Raw genomic sequence first — 21683 nt, 5'->3', positions numbered from 1 at the left:
ATTGTCTTAGGGGACGCCTATTCTACATATATATCTAACTATTTATTGTTACATGTTTTATTTGTGACGATTCATCAATTGCATATAGATCTGGATTCTTTAAAGCTTTCCATTCATCAAAGCCAAATTGTTTATCAAAATGATTTAGTAATAATGACATGATGTTTCCATGTGTAACGATTAATGCATGTTCATTTACTGGTATCGACTTAAATACTTCTAAAATTCGCTGTTGAGCTTCTAAACTTGTTTCGCCATTATGTATCCGATAATTAAAGTCACTGAAAGTCATTTTAAGCTCAGTTAGCCAATTATCTATTGGTAAGTCACTTAATATGCGCTCATTTAAACGGCTATCATAAGTTAATGGTGTTTGGTATTTCGTTAAATATGGTTTGATTGATTCATATGTACGATTCATTTTACTGACATATATATGGTCAATATTGAGTTTAGCTAGTACAGTTACTAATTGTTGTGCTGACTTAATGCCATCTATCGTTAAAGCTGCATCAAAGTCTTGTCCAGTAGCTTTGCAATGTCTTAATACATAAATCATTAAATCACTCCAAATAGATTTTAGGAAAGCATATCATACATCATTATAAATAAAAACTACTATAAATCGAAATAAATTCGATTTATAGTAGTTCATGCTATTGATTCATTTTGACATAACTTGCAATTGCTTTACTAGCAAATTGTGCGGTACCGTCACCAAATTTATTGATATTTTTAGTAAATCTTTCATCACTTACATACATATCACCGATACTACCAAATACTTCTAAACTATACTCGCAATCAATATTAGAATTTAAATATGTGTACCATCTTTGTACAATTGATTGAGCAATTTCTGAGTCTGGAGATTCATTTCTGTTTGCTGCAAATGCTCTAAAAATATCATTCATTTCTTCTTCTTTTGAAGCTTTTTCTTCTTTAGACCAACTATTAATACGATTGTTCGCTTTATCTACAGTTTTATTCCCCCACTTTTCACGTGCCTCAGCTTCATATTCATTCTGATTAAACTCAAATCCTATAAATTTATCTTCATTCGTCATGTTAATTTCTCCTTTCATATGTTTAGTCGTTTGATCTATCGTTTGAATCATTTGATCAATTCTTGTTCTTTTATTGATGAGCATCTTTTTATGCATATTTAATGCTTCTTCTTTATCAAACGAAGGATCATCAAGAATTTCTTTTATCTTTTTGAGAGGAAAATCAAGCTCTTTAAAAAATAAAATTTGCTGTAATCTGTCTACATTCTCGTCTGAATACAATCGATAACCAGATGATGATACATTAGACGGATTTAGTAAATTAATTTCATCATAATGGTGAAGCGTGCGCACACTTATACCGACTAATTGAGCAATTTCTTTAACAGTCATTTCCATTTACTTAACCTCCTCATAACCCTACTATAAAGTCTTACGTTACGTTAGAGTCAACAATATAATCAAAAAAATAAATAAAGTCAATTTCGTACATGTTATAATACATATAGAATATCACGTAAGTCAGGAGTTTTATAATGAATAAAGAGATACAACTTGAATCAAAATTAGAAACATCTCGTTTAATACTACTAGCTGGAGAACAAGTTTTTTCATATAAAGAGACAATAAAGGACGAAATGCTTAACTCAGTTAATACATTGAAAGATTGGGTAGCATTCTTCAATTATCAATTCGATGAATATAAAGTGACTGATTTTCTTAATAAATCAACTGACCCACAGTATAACAAAGAATATTTTAGATATTTTATCTTTGAAAAAGATACGATGCAATTTGTAGGATCAGTTGTCCTTCAAGATATCGATTTAAGATTACCATCATGTGAAATTGGCTATTGGGCAGTCAATTCAGGTCTAGGCAAAGGTTATATAACAGAAGCTATTCAATATATTACACAACATGTTATAGAAAACCATGGATTTGTAAGAATAGAAGCATACATAGATGTTAAAAATATAAGAAGCATTAACACCATTGAAAGATGTGGGTATGAACGAGAAGGAACATTAAAGAACTCAGATTTAAGCGCAGACCAACAAAATATTATTAACGAAGCACTCTATGCAATCACGACACCTGTATATTTTAAATAAAGAAAGAAAAAGCGACTGGGATATATAGAAATATCTCAGTTGTTATTAGCAGTTTTGATAAGAAGTGCAAATAACGAGTGTGTTAGTAACAGTTCGTCCAAGTTTTGTAACTATGGCTATCCTTAGTAACACTTCAGCTGAGTTTTGTAATTATAGCGGTCCATAGTAACACTTCGACCGACTTTTGTAACTATGGGTATCCTTAGTAACAGTTCAGCCGAGTTTTGTAAATAACGCCCCCGTTACGAACAAGATTGGCGAGAAGTGTTCACAAGAGCCCTGTTATAAACAAGTTTAGCCAGAAGTGTTGACAACGCCCGACCAATCAATCAAAAAAGTCTGGGACATAATGTAATGTCTCAGACTCTTCTAGTATCTTGGCAATAGGTGTCTGAATTGAAAATGCGCTTGTACCAAGCTTTTTTCAATTCTAGTCATCCTTGCCGGGGCGGGACTACGAAATCTTTTTATCTAAATTAGATTTCTGTCCCGCTCCCTATTTATTACGTCTTTTTAATTCATTAAATTGACGTCCATCTTCTATTGTTTCATCTTGACTATGTTTTTCAGCTAATCTTTTTTGATTCTTTCTCATTAAGTACCATGTTAATAAGCATACAAATAAACTTACGATTGCCATAAATGCGGCATAGCCTAATAATGGTTCGTATGTAATATCATAAAAATTAGGTAATATAAATGCGATCATACCTAATACGACAAATGTCAAAATTGCACTGATGACGTGTTTTTTTAGTATTAATGATGATAATACAGAAAAAACAATAACGACGACAAATGAAATCCATAAGTAGTTTGGAAAATCAAAAATGTTCAAGATGCACGCCTCCTTTATCTAGTTGTACTGGTCTATACCCCTTTTATTTATGTTTAATTACATTATAGATAGAAATTTGATTTATTCATATAAATTTAATTGTACATTTGCAATTTTGTTTAAATTTTACGGACATAAGCGCACAATTATGACCATGATGAGCAAGATGAATTGTTCGAATGGTACGTTGTATCATATGACGTAGAAGATGTTTACATGTATAATATGTACATAAGTACATAAATAAGTAAATTTTAAAAAAGGGTGATTTGATGGGACAATTATTAAGAAGTGAAGTTCCTGTTCAAGAAACATGGGATCTTTCAAGTTTGTATCAAGACAATGATGCATTTTTTAGTGCATTAAATGAATTAGTTGAGAACGTTACAGCATTTAATAGCAAATATGTGAATCAGTTAAATGAAATATCAACGATTGAATCTGCTTTACGTGAACAAGCTGATCTTATCGTAAGTATTATTCACTTAAGTACATATGCAGAATTACTTTATTCGACTGATACGACAGATGAACAAAGTCAAAAAGTAGCTGCACAATTTTCTACTACATATGGAAAAGTAGCTGGTTTATTATCATTTGTAGAGTCAGAAATTTTGCAATTAGATGATGAAGCATTCAATGCTTTAATTAAGCAGTCTGAGTATCCTAAATATTTAACGTTGTTAAAACGTCAAAAAGAACATACATTACATCCTGAAGTAGAAAAAGCGTTAGCAACCTTCTCACCTACTTTTGGTGCGCCATATGAATTATATGGTATTACGAAGATGTTAGATATTGAGTTTGGTACTTTTGAAGCGAATGGAGAAGAAATACCTTTAGATTATGTATCATTTGAAGGTGATTACGAAGTTGAGTCTAATACAGAAGTTAGACGTAATGCATTCAAGAAATTTAGTGAGTCGCTACGCCGTTATGAAAATACGACTGCAGCAACGTACAACGCTCATGTTCAAAAAGAAAAAATTGAATCTGAATTACGTGGTTATGATTCTGTTATTGATTTCTTATTAGAATCACAAGATGTAACGAGAGAAATGTACGATCGTCAAATTGATGTTATTTCAGAAGAATTAGCACCACATATGAGAAGATATGCGCAATTACTTAAACGTACAAATAACCTAGATAAATTGAAATTTGAAGATTTACGTATATCGTTAGACCCTACTTATGAACCAGATGTATCAATTGAAGGTTCTAAAGAATATATTAAAGAAGCATTGAGTGTGCTTGGTGAAGATTATATGCAAATGGTTAATGATAGTTATGATAAACGTTGGATTGACTTCCCTCAAAACAAAGGGAAACAAACAGGTGCTTATTGCGCAAGCCCATACGGTGTTAACCCATTCATATTTATTTCATGGACAAGTAAGATGACTGAAGTATTTGTATTAGCACATGAACTTGGTCATGCAGGACACTTTAATTTAGCAAATGCACATCAAAATGTATATCAAGCTGATTGTTCTATGTATTTTGTAAAAGCACCATCAACAATGAATGAAATGTTAATGGCTAATAGTTTATTGAAGAAATCAGATGATCCGAAATTTAAACGTTGGGTTATTAGCTCAATTATTTCAAGAACGTACTATCATAATATGGTTACACATTTGTTAGAAGCTAAATATCAAAGAGAAGTTTATAGACACGTTGATAAAGGTGAGGCACTCACTGCCCCACTTTTAAATAGTATTAAGAAACAAGTTATTTCTGATTTCTGGGGAGACGAAGTAGAAATAACAGAAGGTGCAGAATTAACATGGATGCGCCAACCACATTATTATATGGGCTTATATCCTTATACGTATTCTGCAGGTTTAACGATAGGAACTGCTATGAGTCAAAGAATTGAAAAAGAAGGACAACCTGCTGTTGAAGATTGGTTAAACGTTTTAAAAGCTGGTGGCTCTATATCTCCTGTTGAACTTGCTCAAATGGCAAGTATCGATATTACAACAGATAAACCACTTAAAGAAACAATCGCGTATATCGGTCGCTTAATTGATGAGCTAGAATCACTCACAAACGAAATTGAATAATATCTTATCTAAGATTAATGTAGAGACTAGGACATCTTATGGTGTCAGTCTCTACATTTTTATGTCATAAGCTATTCATGTCTAATATAAACATTCCTTATTAAATAACCGTATTATATATTATTCTAATTTTAATATTATTTGTGTTACAATATAATCAAACAAATTCGAACTTATTAAAAAGTTAATATATAGGAGGATCACAAGTGAAATTAAAAGTTGATAGGCACCGTTTTATAATGGATGAACTTAAAAATAATATGTCTGTGAAAGTATCTTCCCTTTCAGAGAAGATGAACGTTGCTGAAATGACAATAAGAAGAGATTTACAAGAACTAGAAAACAATGGTTTGTTAAATAGAATTCATGGTGGCGCTAAATTAATTGAAGATAACTTATATAATGAAAAGTCACATAAAGAAAAGCAAACCATCAATGTTTCTAATAAAATGAAAATCGCTCAAAAGTGTGGCGAACTCATTCATAATGAAGATATTATTTTTATCGGTTCAGGTTCTACAAATGAACTTATATTTGATTTTATAAAAGACAAGAACTTAAGCATATTTACGAATTCGCTTGATATATTCTTACAATATAAAGATTTATCAAACATTGATGTATTACTCGTAGGTGGTCGATTTAGATCCAAAACGGGTACATTTATCGGACACTTTGCGAACAAAATGATGGAAGACTTTCATGTAGCAAAAGCATTTGTCGGTGTTAACGGTATATATGGTCAGAAATTAACAACTGCTAATGAAGAAGAAGGCAAAGGCATTCATATCATTTTAGAAAATGCAAAGCTTAAATATATCACAGCAGACAGCACAAAATTTGGTGTTCAAGCATTATATAACTTCTATAATATTAACGATGTCGATGCTGTTATATCAGATGATGATGTAAGTGAAAAAATATTAAACACATATCCAAACAAGATTAAGTAGTTATAAAATGAATATTAAAAAGAAAAGCAATATAGAATAGCATAACGCTATTTTATATTGCTTTTTTTGTTGACAGAAAGTATGTTTGATTTTATATTATAATTAACAAAAACGAACAATTACAAACACAGGAGGATGTATATGAAAGTTTTTATTAATTGTATTCGTAAATCCAGCCCTTTAAAAGACAAGATTATTCAGGAACTATCTCATTCTAACATTGAATGGATTGATTTGTATGATGAAACACTTGAAGACGATGTGTTTGCTGTAACTGTAAATACTATAGAAGCAATTAAAAATAATGAAGATGCTAAGGCTTTAATCATCGATGATTATGGTATTGCACCTTTCATTATCGCGAACAAACATAAAAATGTAATTGCTGCTTCAGTTTCAGATGATCGTTCTGCTTGTATGACAGCACGTCACAACAATACAAAAATTATGATCCTTGCTTCTGATATTGTTGGCCCTACTCTAGCGGTTAATTGTGCTAAAGCATTTGGTGAATCATCTTATGATGCTGGCCGCCATCAAATCAGAATAGATATGTTAAATAGTTTGTGTTAAGGAGGAAGTTAAATGAAGATAGCTATTGGATGCGATCATATCGTTACGGATGAAAAAATCAAAGTATCAGATTTTATTAAAAGTATTGGTCATGAAGTGATAGATGTTGGAACTTATGATCATCAAAGAACACACTACCCTATTTATGGTGTAAATGTCGCAAAAGCTGTGACAGAAGGAAAAGCTGACTTAGGTGTTGTACTTTGTGGTACAGGTGTAGGTATTAGTGTTTCAGCAAATAAAGTACCTAATGCGAGAGTTGCGCTCGTACGTGACATTACAAGCGCTCGTTTAGCGAAAGAAAAATATAATTGCAATATTATCGGTGTCGGTGGAACGATTTCAGGCATTGATTTAATCAAAGATATCGTTGAGACCTTTATAAATGCAGAGTATATCCAAACAACGGAATCAGATCAATTAATAGAACGTATGAATCAATTATTAACAAACGACCAAGTTCAATATGATGCGAATCAGTTTAACAAATATATTGATAAATGGAATAAAGGAGAATATGTGGATGAGGTGAAACATTGAAATTATTAACAATTACATTAAATACTTCAGTGGATATCGCCTATCAGATAGACCATTTTGAATTGAACCGTACGAATCGCGTTAAAACTGTTATTAAAACGGCTGGTGGCAAAGGATTGAATGTTACGAGAGTGGCAAACATTTTAGGCATTGATCATTTAGCAACTGGCATTATCGGCGGTACTACTGGTGAATTTATTAAACGTGATTTAGATCAAGATCATATTAAACATGATTTTTATGAAACAAATATTGAATCGAGACAATGTATAGCGATTTTAAATGGAGCGCATCAAACAGAATTACTAGAACCGGGAGATTCAATTACGCAAGAAGATATTCAGTTATTGATTCAACATGTGACTGAACTCATTCAAGCGCATGACATGATTGCGATATCAGGTAGTGCTTTACCAGGCATGAACGTTGAAGCTTACCAGACGCTTATCGATATCGCTGTTAGTCATGGTAAGAAAGTATTGTTGGACGTTAATGGTCATACTTTAAAAGATTTATTAAATCATGAAGGTCAAAGCTTACCTTATTTAATTAAACCTAATATCGAAGAATTGGCTCAGCTTTTTAATGTGAAAGATCAAGATAATCATCAAGAGATTATAAACGCATTGAAATCCCCTCTTTTAAGCCAAATTTCATGTGTCATGATTTCACTTGGTTCTAATGGTGCACTATATAAATATCAGCATCAAATTTATAAAGTAAATATTCCTAAAATTAAAGCTGTTAATGCAGTTGGTTCTGGTGATAGTTCTATAGCAGGATTTAGTTATGGACTCATACATAAACAAGATGTTCACTATGCTGTTAAATCAGCAATGGCTGCTGGAATTGCTAATGCTTTAGAACAGAAAACTGGATTCTTAACGAAAGAGAATTTTGAGTATTATTTAGCAAAAATAAAAATTGAACAATTGGAGTGTTTTTAAATGGTTAAAAATTTATCAAAACTCACAAACGATTTAGGCCAAATTGCTGCACTTGCCATTGATCAACGCGGTGCATTAAAGAAAATGCTTGGTGAAAATGTAGAATCAGAAATGATAGAAGATTTTAAAGTACAAATATCTAAGACATTAACGGCATATTCTTCAAGTATATTATTAGATCCTGAGTATGGATTACCCGCTTCAAAAGAAAGACATCCTAATTGCGGTTTAATCTTAGCTTATGAAAAGACTGGCTATGATAAAGCGACACCTGGTCGATTACCTGATTTATTAAATACATGGTCTGCACATGCACTGAAAGAACAAGGTGCAGATGCCATTAAATTACTCGTTTATTTTGATATTGATGAATCACAAGAAATCAACGCACAAAAAGAAGCCTTTGTAGAAAGAGTCGGTGCTGAGTGTGTCGCATTGGATATTCCATTTTTCTTAGAAATCGTGTCATATGACGCAACAAATGATGATAATTTAAGCGAAGCATACGCAAAAGTTAAACCTCATAAAGTTATTGATGCAATGAAATTATTCTCAGAAGACCGTTTTAAAGTAGATGTATTAAAAGTGGAAGTGCCAATTAATATGAATTTTGTAGAAGGATTTGGAGATTATCCAGTATATACTAAAGCACAAGCTCAACAGTATTTTAAAGAACAATCAGACGCAACACATTTACCATTTATCTTTTTAAGTGCAGGCGTATCACCTACTTTATTCCAAGAAACGTTAAAATTTGCTTATGAATCAGAATCTAAATTTAACGGTGTGTTATGTGGAAGAGCAACATGGGCAGGCGCTACTCGAGTATATGTTAAAGATGGTGAACAAGGATGCAAAGCTTGGTTAAATAATGAAGGTATAACCAATATACAAAATTTAAATAAAATGATTGAACAATATGCAACAGCTATAAGTTAATTAAAAACCCCGCTTCTATTTAATCTAGAAGCGGGGTTTAATATAATTTTTTATTCTGTTTCTTTCTCTATTGACTCAGATAGTGCTTTATACCATAATGCACTTTTCTTGATATATCTTTTCTGTGTTTCAAAGTCTATATAGAATAATCCATATCACTTATTATAACCATTAGACCAACTAAACATATCTTGCAATGACCAAACAAAATAACCTGCTACATTTACACCATCTTTAATCGCATCACTAATGCTTTCTATATGAGCAGCTATATAGTCTATACGTGGTTGATCATCGATGATGGTTTGTTCATCTATAAATTGATCTTTATACCCTAGTCCATTCTCAGTGATCAGAAGCTTTTTATAATTTGGATAGTCTTCTTTAATGCGCATAATCATATCATATAAACCTTTAGGATATATATACCAATCCCAGTCAGTCGTTGGAACGTCATGGTTTTTAACAATTTCAGCTATTTGTTTAAGTCTAAAAATCGAACTACCTTTATCCCCAGTACCATTATGATGTATTAAGCTATCCGCTTCATTTGATTTAACCCAATTACTTTGATAATAATTGATACCTAAGAAATCTTGTAATTGACTAGCTTCTTTAATGATTGTCATTTCCTCTTCCGTCAGATCTAATGAACCATCATATATATTGAGTAGATGATGAATGACCTCCATTTTCTCACTAGAATATTCTCCTAAAAATGTACCATCTAATAAAAGTCCATTTATAAATGTATCCTGTATTTTAGCAGCTTTTACATTTTCAGGTTGTTGATTAATTGGATATATTTGAGTTAAAGCATGTATAATACCGATTTCTCCGTTATAACCTTTCTCTTTATATAGTTTAACTACTTTACTATGCGCAACAATAAGATTATGTTGAGCTTGGAGACACTTGACGACTTGATATTGTTCACCAGGTGGAAACGCGCCTATTACATATTGACCTAAAGTATATGCGATAGGTTCATTAATTGTCATCCAATATTGAACATCCTCTTTAAATGTCTCAAAGCAAAATGCTGCATAGTTCACAAAATGCGTGATGTTTTCCTTACATAACCAATCCCCTTTTTTGAATAGTTCTTCAGGCGTATCAAAATGATGTAAAGTCACATATGGTTCGATATTATATTTACGACACGTCGCAAATACATTTTTATAATATTCTACCCCTTTTTGATTAACATCCCCATACCCTTTTGGAAATATGCGAGACCAAGCAATAGAAATTCTTAACGCTTTAATACCATGTTCTGAAGCTAATTTAATATCTTCTTCATATCGATTATAAAAATCACTTGCTGGATCTGGGCTAAATCGTCCTTGTCTCTCTAAAAATTCATCCCAAAGCACACGTCCCTTTCCATCTACTTTGCTTGACCCTTCGACTTGGTATGCTGCTGTTGCAGCGCCTAGTACAAAAGTTTTTGGTAATTCTAACATGCTTATACTCCTTTGTTTTATTTTTCTTCTGATAGTAGTTTGTATATCTTCTCTATTGCTGCTTCTCCATCCCTTGTAAGAACAATATATTCTTTACCTGTTGTTGTCATAAGAAGAGCATTATGTTGGTCAGTATATTTCTTCATTTCATTTTTCATTGAATTCATTTGAGGGGCTAATATAACAATGTTCATATCTTTAATTAAATCCATATCTTGACCATATGCCCTCGCAGTAGCATTTAAATGAATGTTTTGTTCTTTAGCAGCTTTATTTAACGAATTAGCGAGTATACCACTTGTACCACCACCAGCACATACGACTAATACATTGACGTGATCTTTAATGTCATATTGAACTATAGTATCAGTTGTTTCTAACTGACTATTTTCGTTTGACTCTGCATTTGATTGAGGCTGTACAATATTTTGACATTCAATCGTACCGCGTTCTTCACTCACTTTTATGCGATCGTACGCTTTAATAAATGGCATCCAAATCACAAAGTCGAGTATCATAATAACGGCAATTAATAATAATGATAATGGCGCGAAGTTAGATGCCATGTAAATACCTATAGGTCCTGGTGTCGGCCATGGTAAGAAATGCATGAAACCATTCATACCTAAATTCTCTACAAAGAATTTCAATACCCATGAGTTTAGAATTGGTGTAACAATAAAAGGTATCATGAATACTGGGTTTAAAATTATTGGTGCACCAAATAGTAAAGGTTCATTTACAGCAAATGTTGTAGGAATAAATGACGCTTTACCAACAGCTTTAAGTTCTTTAGACTTACACAAGAATATGAATATATATGGAACTAAGAATGTGGCACCTGTACCTCCAATAAGTGCTACAAAGTCTTGCGTACTTTGTGTTAATGCAATATGTGCATGTTGACCTTCTCTAAATAATCTTAAGTTTTCAACTTGGTTGTTATACATAATTGCAATAACAGCTGGACCTACTACAGATGGTCCATGTACACCAATAAACCAGAAGAAAGCAATAAATCCGAAGATAATCGCAAATCCTAAGTAACCATTCGCAGCAGTAAATAATGGTGACAGTATAATTGTCGCCAATTCTGCTAAGTTACCATTCGCAATTTGACGGATCGCGATATCAATAATTCAGAATAAACCGACAGAAGCGGCAAACGGGATCATATCTTTAAACGCTTGTGCGATATTACCGGGTACTTGAGGAGGCATCTTGATTGTGATATTTCTACCAATAAAGAATTTGTAAATATTTGGTATTATAAATGCTACAATAAATGACGCGATAAGTCCTTTGGTACCAAGCATGTCAATACTTATACCGTCTTTAACGGGGTTCATCGCTACAATTAGTAATGAAGATTCAGCAGCTACGAATGTTGAAATGACATTGATTTGGTTCGTTTTAGGTAATTTTAAGTTTTTATTGTCAGTTAATGATTTCGTAACGGTTCCTGCCATATAAAGTGCTAACATACCCATCGTGAATTGATACACTTTCATAATGGTTGTTTCGATATTTTTTGGCCAATGGAATCCCCAAACGTTCGGTACGTAAGCAACTAAAATAAATAATGATGAAAATAAAATAACTGGCATTAATGCAACGAAGCCATCTCTAATTGCCGTTAAGTATGGATTAGAAGCCACTTTCTCAAAAAATGGTTTCATCTTTTCAATAAATTTAATTATCTTATTCACAAGTATCACCCATTTTGTTTTAAAGTTTGAAGTTGTTCATAAATATCAATGATGTAATTTACAGAATCACGTAGTGCCATCGTTGTCATTAAGTGATCTTGACCGTGTACCATAATAAAACTTAACTCAGATGATTCACCACTTGCTTCTTGAGCTAAACATTGGGTTTGTTCTTTATGTGCTTCCGTTATATATGTATTTGCACTTTCAATATGACTACGTGCTTCTTCGAATAGTCCATTTTTAGCTTTTTCCATAGCCGCCATAACTTCTCTTCTTGCATCCCCAGCTATCGCAACAATGGTGAAACCTACCATCATATTTTCTTCTCTACTCATCTCTTGTTGTGCCTCCTTTTTGTGATGATAATATGCGTTCTATATGCAACTGAAAATAGAACAAGTGATGTTGATTAATAACAATATTGAACTTTCTTGATATGGCATGATATAAGTCTTTTGCGTACAAATAAGAATTTGGATAGTGTGTTTTTAAATGCTGTTGGAATGATATATCAACTTGTTGAGATAAGTCTTCAGAATAATCAAGAATGTGTTCTGTTAAATACTTTAAGTGCTGGATGAATCTATCATAATAATATTCATTGGACTTATTCCGAGTAATACCTATTTGATTTAAGCAATTGATTAAATCGTTCAGTTGAATATTTTTATTCTTATAAGCAGTTTGATTTTCGATACCTTCAGGTTGCTCAGCATTGATAAAATGTAATGCTAGATTATTTGCTTCATATGCTGGGAAAGAAATATTTAAATTTCGTTTAATAATCGTCAATGCGTATAAACTAGATTCAAATGCACGAGGATGAATGCTTTTAACATCAATAGAAAATGTCTGTATTTTTTGATTGTTTTGATGAATATTAACAGCGTGATGCAAATGGTGTGTTAACGTGACATAAATATAATCTTGAAACGTAAAATCAAATTTAAGTTGAACATCATTTATGATTTCACAACATGTCGTAATAATAGATACGGGGACATCATTAACTAAAGACTGTAAATGAAATCTCACTTCTTGATTATCGAGTCTAAATATTTTCTCGGGTGTTTGATGAGATAAGAAATCACCTTTCTTTTTTGAGAACACAATTCCTTTTCCCATCGCGATAACTTCTTCACCATTTTCAGTAATGGCAATAGCAACATTATTGTTAAGGACTTGTTTGATTATCATAGGCAGCAATACCTCCAATCATTTGAAATAAAAAATACCACAAGACTTAGAGGTGATTGATGCACCTCAAGAATTGTGGTTTTCGCCTAATTGAATAGTCACGATCCAAATATTTAATTGTTTATTAATGTTCGATATTGTTACATTTATAATTTACAACGCTTTTTAAATTATGTCAATATTGTAATTAAATGGAATATAAATGCATTAAAAAACCAAACCTACTTCATTTTGAAGAGTCGGTTTGGTTATATGATTAGTCCTCTTTTTTAACTTGAGCCCAACCTTTTTTGGTAATGGTAATTTTACCAGTCTCGATTGTGATCAGTTTTTGCTTGTATAATCTACCGATAGCACGTTTGAAACTTGCTTTACTCATATTAAAGACTTCTTTAATCGCTTCTGGGTTTGATTTATCCCAAAATGGTAATTCTCCGTCATATTCTACAAGTAAATCAAATATCACTTGGCCATCTTCATCAAGTCTTTCATGTGCCAATGGTAAGAATGAACCATTTAATTCACCGTTTTCTTTTACGCCGATGATTCTAACGTCCATTTCTTCACCTAGTCTTGGTTCATGTTTACGTTCTGATTCGTGTACAAAGATTTTATAACCATCTTCAGATAGGAGGAAAGTACCTACTCTTAATAAACGATATGGTCTTGCTGTTACATGTTGATGTAGTATAGATTCTTCAGCTGTTTTGTACATCGTATCAACGATTGTTTCAGTTGCTAATCTCGCAAACATTTGACTATTACTATCTATTCTAAGTGTACAGAATATCATGTCACCGTTTTGTGGCCATAGTTCTTTAACTTTAGGTAGATCTTCCCATGGAATGAGTACTTCTCTAGGTAATCCTACATCTACTGCAGCACCATCACGGTCTACTCTCAATACTTTTACCCAATCATAACGGTCTTTTGTAATAGTTGGCATGTTTTGTGTTGCAAATAATTCTCCAGATCGGCTTGGATATACAAAGAAACTATAATCTTCACCGATTTCTAATTGATCGTCATCTTCGACTTCTGAAGCATTCATTTTAATAGGTTCGCTATTTGGTCCAAGTAAATGATAAGTTGAACCTTCCAATCTATCCACTTTTAGAAAGTCTATGCGACCTACAAGCGTATCTTTTTCGTGTGCCATGTCATTCTCCATTCATATGTTTTTCGTTTATTCATTATAACATGCATTTTGCTTCGTGTAACGACTGTTCAAACTCTTGCCCATTTTTGTTTCATTTATGATATAATTCATCGGTAGAAGTATTAATGAAAAGGAGTCATTTAATGTTACAAGTTACGAATGTAAGTTTACGTTTCGGTGATCGTAAGCTTTTTGAAGATGTAAATATTAAGTTCACACCAGGTAACTGTTACGGACTTATCGGTGCTAATGGAGCTGGGAAATCAACGTTCTTAAAAGTATTATCAGGCGAATTAGATTCTCAATCAGGTCATGTTTCACTTGGTAAAGATGAACGTTTAGCAGTATTAAAACAGGATCACTTTGCGCATGAAGATGAAAAAGTGATTGATGTTGTATTAAAAGGTCATGAAAAATTATGGCAAGTTATGACTGAGAAAAATGAAATTTATATGAAACCAGATTTCTCAGATGAAGATGGTATGCGTGCAGCAGAACTTGAAGGTGAGTTTGCTGAAATGAACGGATGGAATGCAGAAGCGGATGCATCTGTATTACTTTCAGGTTTAGGTATTAAAGACGAATTACATGACAAAATGATGTCTGAATTAGAAAACAACCAAAAAGTAAAAGTACTTCTTGCTCAAAGTTTATTTGGTGAGCCAGATGTTCTATTACTCGATGAGCCTACAAACGGTTTAGATATTAAAGCGATTGCTTGGTTAGAAGATTTCTTAATTAACTTTGAGAATACAGTTATCGTCGTATCACATGATAGACATTTCTTAAACAATGTCTGTACACATATAGCTGACTTAGATTACGGCAAAATTAAACTATTTGTCGGAAACTATGACTTCTGGTATCAATCAAGTCAACTTGCTTCTCAAATGGCTCAAGACCAAAACAAGAAAAAAGAAGAACGCATTAAAGAATTACAAGACTTTATTGCTAGATTTAGTGCGAACGCTTCTAAATCTAAACAAGCAACAAGCCGTAAGAAAATGCTTGAAAAAATTGAACTCGATGACATTCAACCATCATCAAGACGTTATCCATTCGTTAATTTCACAATTGAACGAGAAATCGGTAACGACTTATTACAAGTTCAAGGTGTTTCAAAAACAATTGACGGTCAAAAAGTATTAAATAACGTTTCATTTACAATGAATCCAAATGATAAAGCTGTATTAATTGGAGAAAGTGAGATTGCTAAAACAACCCTACTTCGTATTTTAGCTGGTGAACTTGAACCAGATGAAGGAACAGTTAAATGGGGCGTTACAACAACACAATCATACTTACCAAAAGATAACTCAGATTATTTCGAAGGTATTGAAATGAACTTAGTTGACTGGTTAAGACAGTATGCACCACCAGAAGAACAAACAGAAACATTCTTAAGAGGATTCCTTGGACGTATGTTATTTAGTGGTGAAGAAGTTAAGAAAAAAGCAAGTGTCCTTTCAGGTGGAGAAAAAGTAAGATGTATGTTAAGTAAAATGATGTTATCAAACTCTAACGTATTATTACTAGATGAACCAACAAACCACTTAGACTTAGAAAGTATCACTGCAGTCAATGATGGCTTGAAGAATTTCAAAGGATCATTAATCTTTACTTCATATGACTTTGAATTTATCAATACAATCGCCAACCGCGTAATTGAAATCAAAGAAGACGGCGCAATTTCTAAAGAAATCAGTTATGAAGAATACTTGAGAGATCAAGGTGTTTATAACTAATTTTCATATAGAGAAGCTAGGACATTTTTATAAGTCCTAGCTTTTTTATATGGGGAAATGAGGTAATGTGGGGTGTTTTTGGCGTTCAATGTTGCAAGTGAGCGTCGACTAGCAATGTTCGAGTGTTCAATGTTGCTAGTGAGGGCCGACTAGCAATGTTCGAGTGTTCAATGTTGCAAGTGAGGGCCGACTTGCAATGTTCGAGTGTTCAATGTTGCAAGTGAGGGCCGACTTGCAATGTTCGAGTGTTCAATGTTGCAAGTGAGAGCTGACTTGCAATGTTCAGTCCTCCTATTTATCAAGACTGATCAAACAAGATAAATACAATCCTACTTTTCTTATCAACATCCTCCAATCTTAAAAAATACATACACAGCCTCATTATCTTCTAAAATGAATATGAATGAATATTGATTTGTAGGGCTTATCGTCTAAATAGTAAGAACTTTTTGAAATTATCAGTTTTCTCTCTTTACATCAATATTCTTTGTATGTATAATGAATGCATACCAATTGAATATGTTTTTGATGAGGCGCATCAATCATTAGTAACTCCCCTACTGGACTGCAATCTTAAAGGAGTGAAAGGGTGCGATGCCGAAACATTGTATTTTTGCAGAAATATGGTGTTGGACATTTAGGTTAAGAGCTAGTTGTCTGTCATTATCTTAAGAATAATGGAGTGCATCACTTGTATATATAAATTAAAACAAGTTCGAATGCCGAACTTGTTTTTTTATTTATATTACAGCGTTCGTCTCCGATTTATAGGAGGAATTATTTTGAGTCAGAGTGTTTTAAAATTTGGCGGTACGTCCGTTGGTGATTTTGACAAAATTAAAAATATCGCACATATGTTGAAATCACGTGTTGATAATGGAGAACAATTAGTAGTGGTTGTAAGTGCTATGGGTAAGACGACAGATTCTTTACTTGAAAATATTAGTTCACTTACTTCGCAACCTAAAGATGAGCATTTAGCGATGCTTTTAACGACGGGAGAACAACAAACCATTTCATACTTATCAATGGTATTGAATGATATTGGTGTTCAAACGAAAGCAATGACAGGATATCAAGCAGGAATTAAAACGATTGGTCATCATTTGAAAAGTAAAATTGCAGAAATTGATGCACTACGTTTTGAAGAAGCTTTTGAAACAAATGACATTCTTGTCGTTGCAGGATTTCAAGGTGTGAATGATCATCTAGAAATTACGACTTTAGGACGCGGCGGTTCTGATACAACTGCAGTAGCCATTGCAGCAAGTATAGATACATCTTGTGAAATATATACAGATGTTGATGGTGTATATGGAACAGATCCTAGAATTTATAAAGAAGCAAAGTTACTCAATGAAGTTTCATATGAAGAAATGATGGAAATGAGTGCTTTAGGTGCTGGTGTATTAGAATCTAGAAGTGTCGAAATTGCAAAAAATTATAACATACCATTATATCTTGGTAGAACATTATCAAACGTGAAAGGAACATGGATTATGCCACAAACAGAGATATTAGAGAAAAAAGCAGTTACAGGAGTCGCACTTGATACACATATGATTCATGTTACTTTAACTTATCCGATGCAAAACTTTGCATTGTTACAGAAATTATTTGATTCATTAGAAGAACAATCAATGAATGTTGATATGATATCTCAAATTGAAAATCAACAAGGATTACAGCTTTCGTTTACGATTAAAGATTCAGACGTATATCAAATCGAACAAATCATTGAACAACTTACTGAGGAATACCCTCATTTACGTTATAAAATGAGAGATAACTACGCTAAACTTTCAGTAATAGGAACAGGTATGAGAGATATGTCAGGAATAGCTTCAAAAGCATTCCGCACTTTAATTAGTCATGACATTAACTTCTATCAAACAACAACTTCTGAGATTAGTATTTCTTATGTTGTTGATCGTGAATTAGGAGAAACTGCCGTTCGAACTTTAAGTGAAGCATTTAATATATAATGAATGATGGAGTGAACAAAATGACAAAATTAGCAGTTGTAGGCGCAACAGGTTTAGTAGGAGAAAAAGTATTAGAAGTATTAGATAGAAAAAAAGTACCATTTGATGAACTTGTATTATTTTCATCACCTAGATCAGCAGGCAAAAAAATCGAATTCCAAGGAAAAACTTATACGGTTGAAGCATTGACAGAAGAGAAAACTGATGGCAATTTCGATTACGTTATTATGAGTGCTGGAGGTGGTACAAGCGAGAAATTCGCCCCACTATTTGAACAACATGGTGCAATTGTAATCGATAATTCAAGTCAATGGCGTATGCATGAAGATATTGATTTAATCGTTCCGGAAGTGAATGTACCTAAATTAAATCGTAAAATTATTGCAAACCCTAACTGTTCAACAATTCAATCAGTTGTACCTTTAAAACCTTTATTAGATCAATTCGGATTAAAACGTGTTGCTTATACAACATATCAAGCTGTATCAGGATCCGGTTTAGCTGGTCGTGAAGATTTAGCTAATGGTGAAAAAGGAGAAGCACCAAAGAACTACCCTCACCCAATTTATAATAATGTGTTACCGCATATAGATGTATTCTTAGAAGATGGTTATACAAAAGAAGAACAAAAAATGATCGATGAAACTAGAAAAATCTTAGATCAACCTTCTTTAAATGTAACAGCAACTTGTGTGCGTGTACCTGTTCAAGATAGCCACAGTGTGCATATCAACGTAACTTTAGATAAAGAAGCCGCTGTTGAAGATATTCGTAACTTATTTAATGAAGATGACCGTGTTGTCTTAGTAGATAACGTAGAAAATAATGAATATCCACTAGCGATTCATTCTACTGGTAAAGATGAAGTATTCGTTGGAAGAATTCGTAAAGATGATTCTTTAGACAATACATTCCACATCTGGTGTACTTCAGATAACTTATTAAAAGGTGCAAGTTTAAATGCCGTTCAAGTGCTAGAACAAGTATTAGAATTAAATAAAAAATAATGAGGAGTGTTCAGTATGTCACATATTTTTAACGGTGTGGGCGTTGCCCTTACAACACCATTTACAAATGAGGATGTAGACTACGAAGCCTTTGAAAATCATATAGAATTTTTAATAGATAATGGTGTTAAAAGTATTATTATTAACGGAACAACAGCAGAGAACCCTACCCTTACAACAGAAGAAAGAAATACGTTATTAGAATGTGGGATTAAAAAAGTCAATGGCCGTGTTCCAGTTATAGCAGGTACAGGTACAAACAATACGCAAGCTTCTATCGATGCTTCTATAAAAGCTAAAGAATTAGGTGCTGATGCGATTATGTTAATCACACCTTATTACAACAAGACGAGTCAGCGTGGATTAATCGCGCATTTCACAAAAATTGCGGATGAAGTTGCATTACCTGTTGTACTTTATAATGTCCCATCAAGAACAAATATGACGATAGATATTGAAACGGTGCTTAAACTAAGTGAAAATCCATACATCGTGGCTTTAAAAGATGCGACAGGAGATTTAGAATATGCAAAAACTTTAAAACAACAATTACCAAGTGACTTTGCATTATATAGTGGTAATGATGACAATATGTTGGATTACTATCAATTAGGCGGAGCGGGATTAATTTCAGTTGTAGCAAATGCTATACCACAAGAAACACAACAATTATATGATTATGTCGTTAATGATCAATTAGAACAAGCAAACACTTTAAATCGTGATATTACAGAATTACTTAATCACTTAAGTGTAGATGTTAATCCAGTGCCGATTAAGTTATTAACGTCTGAATTAGGTTTCGGTCGTTATGAAGTAAGATTACCGCTTGTTACATTGGAAGAACAAGAAAGAAAAGTTTTAAGTGAAGCATTTACTAAGTTTAAAGATGGTGTAAAACAATGAAGATATTATTAATCGGATATGGCGCAATGAATGAACGCGTCGCAAGATTAGCAGAAGAAAGAGACAACGAAATAGTTGGTGTTGTCGTGAAGGATTCAACTAAATCATATCCCTACCCTGCTTTTGAATCTATTTCAGAAGCGCCAGAAGCGGATGTGGCGATAGACTTTTCTAATCCTGAGTTATTATTGCCATTATTAGAAGAAGACTTCACATTACCTTTAGTTATCGCAACGACTGGTGAAAAAGTACAAATCATAGAAAAGTTAAAAGAAAAATCTCAAAATATGCCTGTATTTTTCAGCGCAAATATGAGCTATGGCGTGCATATACTCAAAGAAATTATTCAATATGCAGTACCATTATTAGAAGACTTTGATATTGAAATGTTAGAAAAGCACCATAATAAGAAAGTCGATGCACCAAGTGGTACACTCGTTCAACTATATGATGCAATTAAAGAAAAAAGAGCACAATCTGTACCAGTTTATGATAGACATGAATCAACTACTAAACGTGAACCTGCAGAAATTGGCATTAGTTCACAACGTGGTGGTACAATTGTTGGAGAACATCAAGTATTATTTGCTGGCCATGACGAAACGATTGAAATCACACATCGTGCGCAGTCTAAAGATATCTTCGCTAATGGCGCAATTAATGTAGCAGATGTTCTAGTCAATAAAGAAAACGGATATTACACATACAATAATTTAAATGAGGAGAGAATTTAACATGGTTAAAGATTTTACGGCAGAAGAAATTATACAATATATTAGTGAGGCAGAGAAAGTAACGCCTTTAAAAGTTTATGTAAACGGCGCATTTGAAAATGTTGAATTCCCAGAGTCATTTAAAGTATTTGGTTCTGAAACATCTAAAACAATTTTCTGTGATGCTAAAGATTGGAAGAGCTTTTATGAAGAGAATCAATCAGCTATTACAGATTTAGAAATTGAACATGATCGTCGCAATTCAGCAATTCCATTAAAAGACTTAACGAATACAAATGCAAGAATCGAACCAGGTGCTTTCATTAGAGAACATGCAGTTATTGAAGACGGTGCGGTTGTTATGATGGGTGCTACAATCAATATCGGTGCTGTTGTTGGTGAAGGTACAATGGTAGATATGAATGCTACTTTAGGTGGACGTGCAACAACTGGTAAAAATGTACACGTTGGTGCTGGATCAGTATTAGCGGGTGTTATTGAACCACCAAGTGCATCACCTGTAGTAATTGAAGATGACGTATTAATCGGTGCAAATGCTGTTATCCTTGAAGGTGTTAGAGTCGGCAAAGGTGCAATCGTTGCAGCTGGTGCTATCGTAACTAAAGATGTTCCGGCTGGTGCAGTAGTAGCTGGTACACCGGCTAAAGTTATTAAACAATCAGCAGATGTTCAAGACGGTAAAAAAGAAATTGTATCTGCTTTACGTAATTTAAATCAATAATATCATTTTAGTCGGGGCGGGACTGCGATATCATTTTCCTTAAATGAAATTTCTATCCCGCTCCCTCTTT

19 protein-coding genes, 2 pseudogenes and 1 riboswitch are annotated in these 21683 nt (G+C 33.1%); of the genes and pseudogenes, 13 read left to right on the top strand and 8 right to left on the bottom strand.

Annotation, left to right across the window (positions count from 1 at the left end; all coding sequences use genetic code 11):
- Positions 1 to 34: 34 nt before the first annotated feature.
- Both ACJTHF_RS07070 and ACJTHF_RS07065 read right to left on the bottom strand, forming a co-directional pair.
- Positions 35 to 559 carry a histidine phosphatase family protein gene (locus ACJTHF_RS07070; RefSeq protein WP_232157159.1) on the bottom strand — a complete coding sequence of 175 codons (525 nt, stop codon included), beginning with the start codon at positions 557 to 559 and terminating at the stop codon, positions 35 to 37.
- 97 nt (positions 560 to 656) lie between these two features.
- A complete protein-coding gene (locus ACJTHF_RS07065; protein ID WP_088592370.1) occupies positions 657 to 1406 on the bottom strand; it encodes a MerR family transcriptional regulator in 750 nt (249 codons plus the stop codon).
- A gap of 137 nt (positions 1407 to 1543) precedes the next feature.
- Here ACJTHF_RS07065 and ACJTHF_RS07060 point away from each other — a divergent pair, with 137 nt between their 5' ends.
- On the top strand, positions 1544 to 2122 hold the full coding sequence (locus ACJTHF_RS07060; protein ID WP_058591297.1) for a GNAT family N-acetyltransferase: 579 nt from the start codon (positions 1544 to 1546) through the stop codon (positions 2120 to 2122).
- Between the two features lie 496 nt (positions 2123 to 2618).
- Here ACJTHF_RS07060 and ACJTHF_RS07055 read toward each other — a convergent pair whose 3' ends face one another.
- The gene (locus tag ACJTHF_RS07055; RefSeq protein ID WP_025906054.1) at positions 2619 to 2960 is read right to left on the bottom strand and encodes a hypothetical protein; all 342 of its coding nucleotides are present in this window, start codon (positions 2958 to 2960) and stop codon (positions 2619 to 2621) included.
- Between the two features lie 272 nt (positions 2961 to 3232).
- Between ACJTHF_RS07055 and pepF the strand changes: the two genes are divergently transcribed.
- The 6 genes from pepF (at position 3233) to lacD (ending at position 8981) form a co-directional block, all read left to right on the top strand.
- Positions 3233 to 5029: an oligoendopeptidase F gene (gene pepF / locus ACJTHF_RS07050; RefSeq protein WP_407812604.1), complete on the top strand. Its 1797-nt coding sequence runs from the start codon at positions 3233 to 3235 to the stop codon at positions 5027 to 5029.
- 206 nt (positions 5030 to 5235) lie between these two features.
- The gene (locus tag ACJTHF_RS07045) at positions 5236 to 5982 is read left to right on the top strand and encodes a DeoR/GlpR family DNA-binding transcription regulator (RefSeq protein ID WP_181294736.1); all 747 of its coding nucleotides are present in this window, start codon (positions 5236 to 5238) and stop codon (positions 5980 to 5982) included.
- A 141-nt stretch (positions 5983 to 6123) separates the two neighbouring features.
- Entirely contained in the window at positions 6124 to 6555 is a 432-nt protein-coding gene (locus ACJTHF_RS07040) for an RpiB/LacA/LacB family sugar-phosphate isomerase (protein ID WP_106417351.1), read from the top strand.
- Positions 6556 to 6567: 12 nt separating this feature from the next.
- Positions 6568 to 7095 (top strand): galactose-6-phosphate isomerase subunit LacB, encoded by a 528-nt coding sequence (gene lacB, locus ACJTHF_RS07035; RefSeq protein WP_058591294.1) that lies wholly within the window; start codon positions 6568 to 6570, stop codon positions 7093 to 7095.
- Positions 7092 to 8042, top strand: a complete 951-nt coding sequence (locus tag ACJTHF_RS07030) for a 1-phosphofructokinase family hexose kinase (protein ID WP_106417350.1) — start codon at positions 7092 to 7094, stop codon at positions 8040 to 8042. The genes lacB and ACJTHF_RS07030 overlap by 4 nt, the downstream gene beginning before the upstream one ends.
- A complete protein-coding gene (gene lacD, locus ACJTHF_RS07025) occupies positions 8043 to 8981 on the top strand; it encodes a tagatose-bisphosphate aldolase (protein ID WP_106417349.1) in 939 nt (312 codons plus the stop codon). It begins immediately after the preceding gene.
- Between the two features lie 50 nt (positions 8982 to 9031).
- Here lacD and lacG read toward each other — a convergent pair.
- The 5 genes and pseudogenes from lacG to ACJTHF_RS07000 all read right to left on the bottom strand — a co-directional run bounded on the left by lacG (position 9032) and on the right by ACJTHF_RS07000 (position 14515).
- Positions 9032 to 10447, bottom strand: a pseudogene (gene lacG / locus ACJTHF_RS07020) (6-phospho-beta-galactosidase).
- Positions 10448 to 10464: 17 nt separating this feature from the next.
- Positions 10465 to 12156 (bottom strand): annotated as a pseudogene (locus tag ACJTHF_RS07015) (lactose/cellobiose PTS transporter subunit IIB).
- 5 nt (positions 12157 to 12161) lie between these two features.
- On the bottom strand, positions 12162 to 12494 hold the full coding sequence (locus tag ACJTHF_RS07010; protein ID WP_037588016.1) for a PTS lactose/cellobiose transporter subunit IIA: 333 nt from the start codon (positions 12492 to 12494) through the stop codon (positions 12162 to 12164).
- Positions 12487 to 13356, bottom strand: coding sequence for a CAT RNA binding domain-containing protein (locus ACJTHF_RS07005; RefSeq protein WP_078355777.1), 870 nt, complete (start codon positions 13354 to 13356; stop codon positions 12487 to 12489). The genes ACJTHF_RS07010 and ACJTHF_RS07005 overlap by 8 nt, the downstream gene beginning before the upstream one ends.
- 256 nt (positions 13357 to 13612) lie before the next feature.
- Entirely contained in the window at positions 13613 to 14515 is a 903-nt protein-coding gene (locus tag ACJTHF_RS07000) for a S1 RNA-binding domain-containing protein (protein WP_048543042.1), read from the bottom strand.
- 143 nt (positions 14516 to 14658) lie between these two features.
- Here ACJTHF_RS07000 and ACJTHF_RS06995 point away from each other — a divergent pair, with 143 nt between their 5' ends.
- The 6 genes from ACJTHF_RS06995 (at position 14659) to dapD (ending at position 21613) form a co-directional block, all read left to right on the top strand.
- The gene (locus ACJTHF_RS06995) at positions 14659 to 16260 is read left to right on the top strand and encodes an ABC-F family ATP-binding cassette domain-containing protein (protein ID WP_058591288.1); all 1602 of its coding nucleotides are present in this window, start codon (positions 14659 to 14661) and stop codon (positions 16258 to 16260) included.
- Positions 16261 to 16780: 520 nt separating this feature from the next.
- A riboswitch (Lysine riboswitch) is annotated at positions 16781 to 16956 on the top strand.
- 86 nt (positions 16957 to 17042) lie between these two features.
- The gene (locus ACJTHF_RS06990; RefSeq protein ID WP_078355778.1) at positions 17043 to 18245 is read left to right on the top strand and encodes an aspartate kinase; all 1203 of its coding nucleotides are present in this window, start codon (positions 17043 to 17045) and stop codon (positions 18243 to 18245) included.
- A gap of 20 nt (positions 18246 to 18265) precedes the next feature.
- Complete coding sequence (locus tag ACJTHF_RS06985) at positions 18266 to 19252, top strand: aspartate-semialdehyde dehydrogenase (RefSeq protein WP_106417344.1); 987 nt, start codon at positions 18266 to 18268, stop codon at positions 19250 to 19252.
- Between the two features lie 15 nt (positions 19253 to 19267).
- Positions 19268 to 20158: a 4-hydroxy-tetrahydrodipicolinate synthase gene (gene dapA, locus ACJTHF_RS06980; RefSeq protein WP_058591285.1), complete on the top strand. Its 891-nt coding sequence runs from the start codon at positions 19268 to 19270 to the stop codon at positions 20156 to 20158.
- Entirely contained in the window at positions 20155 to 20892 is a 738-nt protein-coding gene (gene dapB, locus ACJTHF_RS06975; RefSeq protein ID WP_232157157.1) for a 4-hydroxy-tetrahydrodipicolinate reductase, read from the top strand. The genes dapA and dapB overlap by 4 nt, the downstream gene beginning before the upstream one ends.
- A 1-nt stretch (position 20893) precedes the next feature.
- Positions 20894 to 21613, top strand: coding sequence for a 2,3,4,5-tetrahydropyridine-2,6-dicarboxylate N-acetyltransferase (gene dapD, locus ACJTHF_RS06970; RefSeq protein WP_106417343.1), 720 nt, complete (start codon positions 20894 to 20896; stop codon positions 21611 to 21613).
- The last annotated feature ends 70 nt before the right edge of the window (positions 21614 to 21683 follow it).

This window comes from Mammaliicoccus sp. RAM2, from assembly GCF_045897195.1.
In the GTDB taxonomy this organism is placed as follows: domain Bacteria; phylum Bacillota; class Bacilli; order Staphylococcales; family Staphylococcaceae; genus Mammaliicoccus; species Mammaliicoccus sciuri.
Note: the sequence above shows the minus strand (reverse complement) of the source record. Positions and strands in the feature narration are given on the sequence as shown.

Excerpts from the sequence above, each read along its gene's own strand:
- ACJTHF_RS07070 (WP_232157159.1), bottom strand. The coding sequence starts at position 559 with ATGATTTATGTATTAAGACATTGCAAAGCTACTGGACAAGACTTTGAT.
- ACJTHF_RS07065 (WP_088592370.1), bottom strand. The coding sequence starts at position 1,406 with ATGGAAATGACTGTTAAAGAAATTGCTCAATTAGTCGGTATAAGTGTG.
- ACJTHF_RS07060 (WP_058591297.1), top strand. The coding sequence starts at position 1,544 with ATGAATAAAGAGATACAACTTGAATCAAAATTAGAAACATCTCGTTTA.
- pepF (WP_407812604.1), top strand. The coding sequence starts at position 3,233 with ATGGGACAATTATTAAGAAGTGAAGTTCCTGTTCAAGAAACATGGGAT.
- ACJTHF_RS07040 (WP_106417351.1), top strand. The coding sequence starts at position 6,124 with ATGAAAGTTTTTATTAATTGTATTCGTAAATCCAGCCCTTTAAAAGAC.
- lacB (WP_058591294.1), top strand. The coding sequence starts at position 6,568 with ATGAAGATAGCTATTGGATGCGATCATATCGTTACGGATGAAAAAATC.
- lacD (WP_106417349.1), top strand. The coding sequence starts at position 8,043 with ATGGTTAAAAATTTATCAAAACTCACAAACGATTTAGGCCAAATTGCT.
- ACJTHF_RS07010 (WP_037588016.1), bottom strand. The coding sequence starts at position 12,494 with ATGAGTAGAGAAGAAAATATGATGGTAGGTTTCACCATTGTTGCGATA.
- ACJTHF_RS07005 (WP_078355777.1), bottom strand. The coding sequence starts at position 13,356 with ATGATAATCAAACAAGTCCTTAACAATAATGTTGCTATTGCCATTACT.
- ACJTHF_RS07000 (WP_048543042.1), bottom strand. The coding sequence starts at position 14,515 with ATGGCACACGAAAAAGATACGCTTGTAGGTCGCATAGACTTTCTAAAA.
- ACJTHF_RS06995 (WP_058591288.1), top strand. The coding sequence starts at position 14,659 with ATGTTACAAGTTACGAATGTAAGTTTACGTTTCGGTGATCGTAAGCTT.
- ACJTHF_RS06985 (WP_106417344.1), top strand. The coding sequence starts at position 18,266 with ATGACAAAATTAGCAGTTGTAGGCGCAACAGGTTTAGTAGGAGAAAAA.
- dapA (WP_058591285.1), top strand. The coding sequence starts at position 19,268 with ATGTCACATATTTTTAACGGTGTGGGCGTTGCCCTTACAACACCATTT.
- dapB (WP_232157157.1), top strand. The coding sequence starts at position 20,155 with ATGAAGATATTATTAATCGGATATGGCGCAATGAATGAACGCGTCGCA.
- dapD (WP_106417343.1), top strand. The coding sequence starts at position 20,894 with ATGGTTAAAGATTTTACGGCAGAAGAAATTATACAATATATTAGTGAG.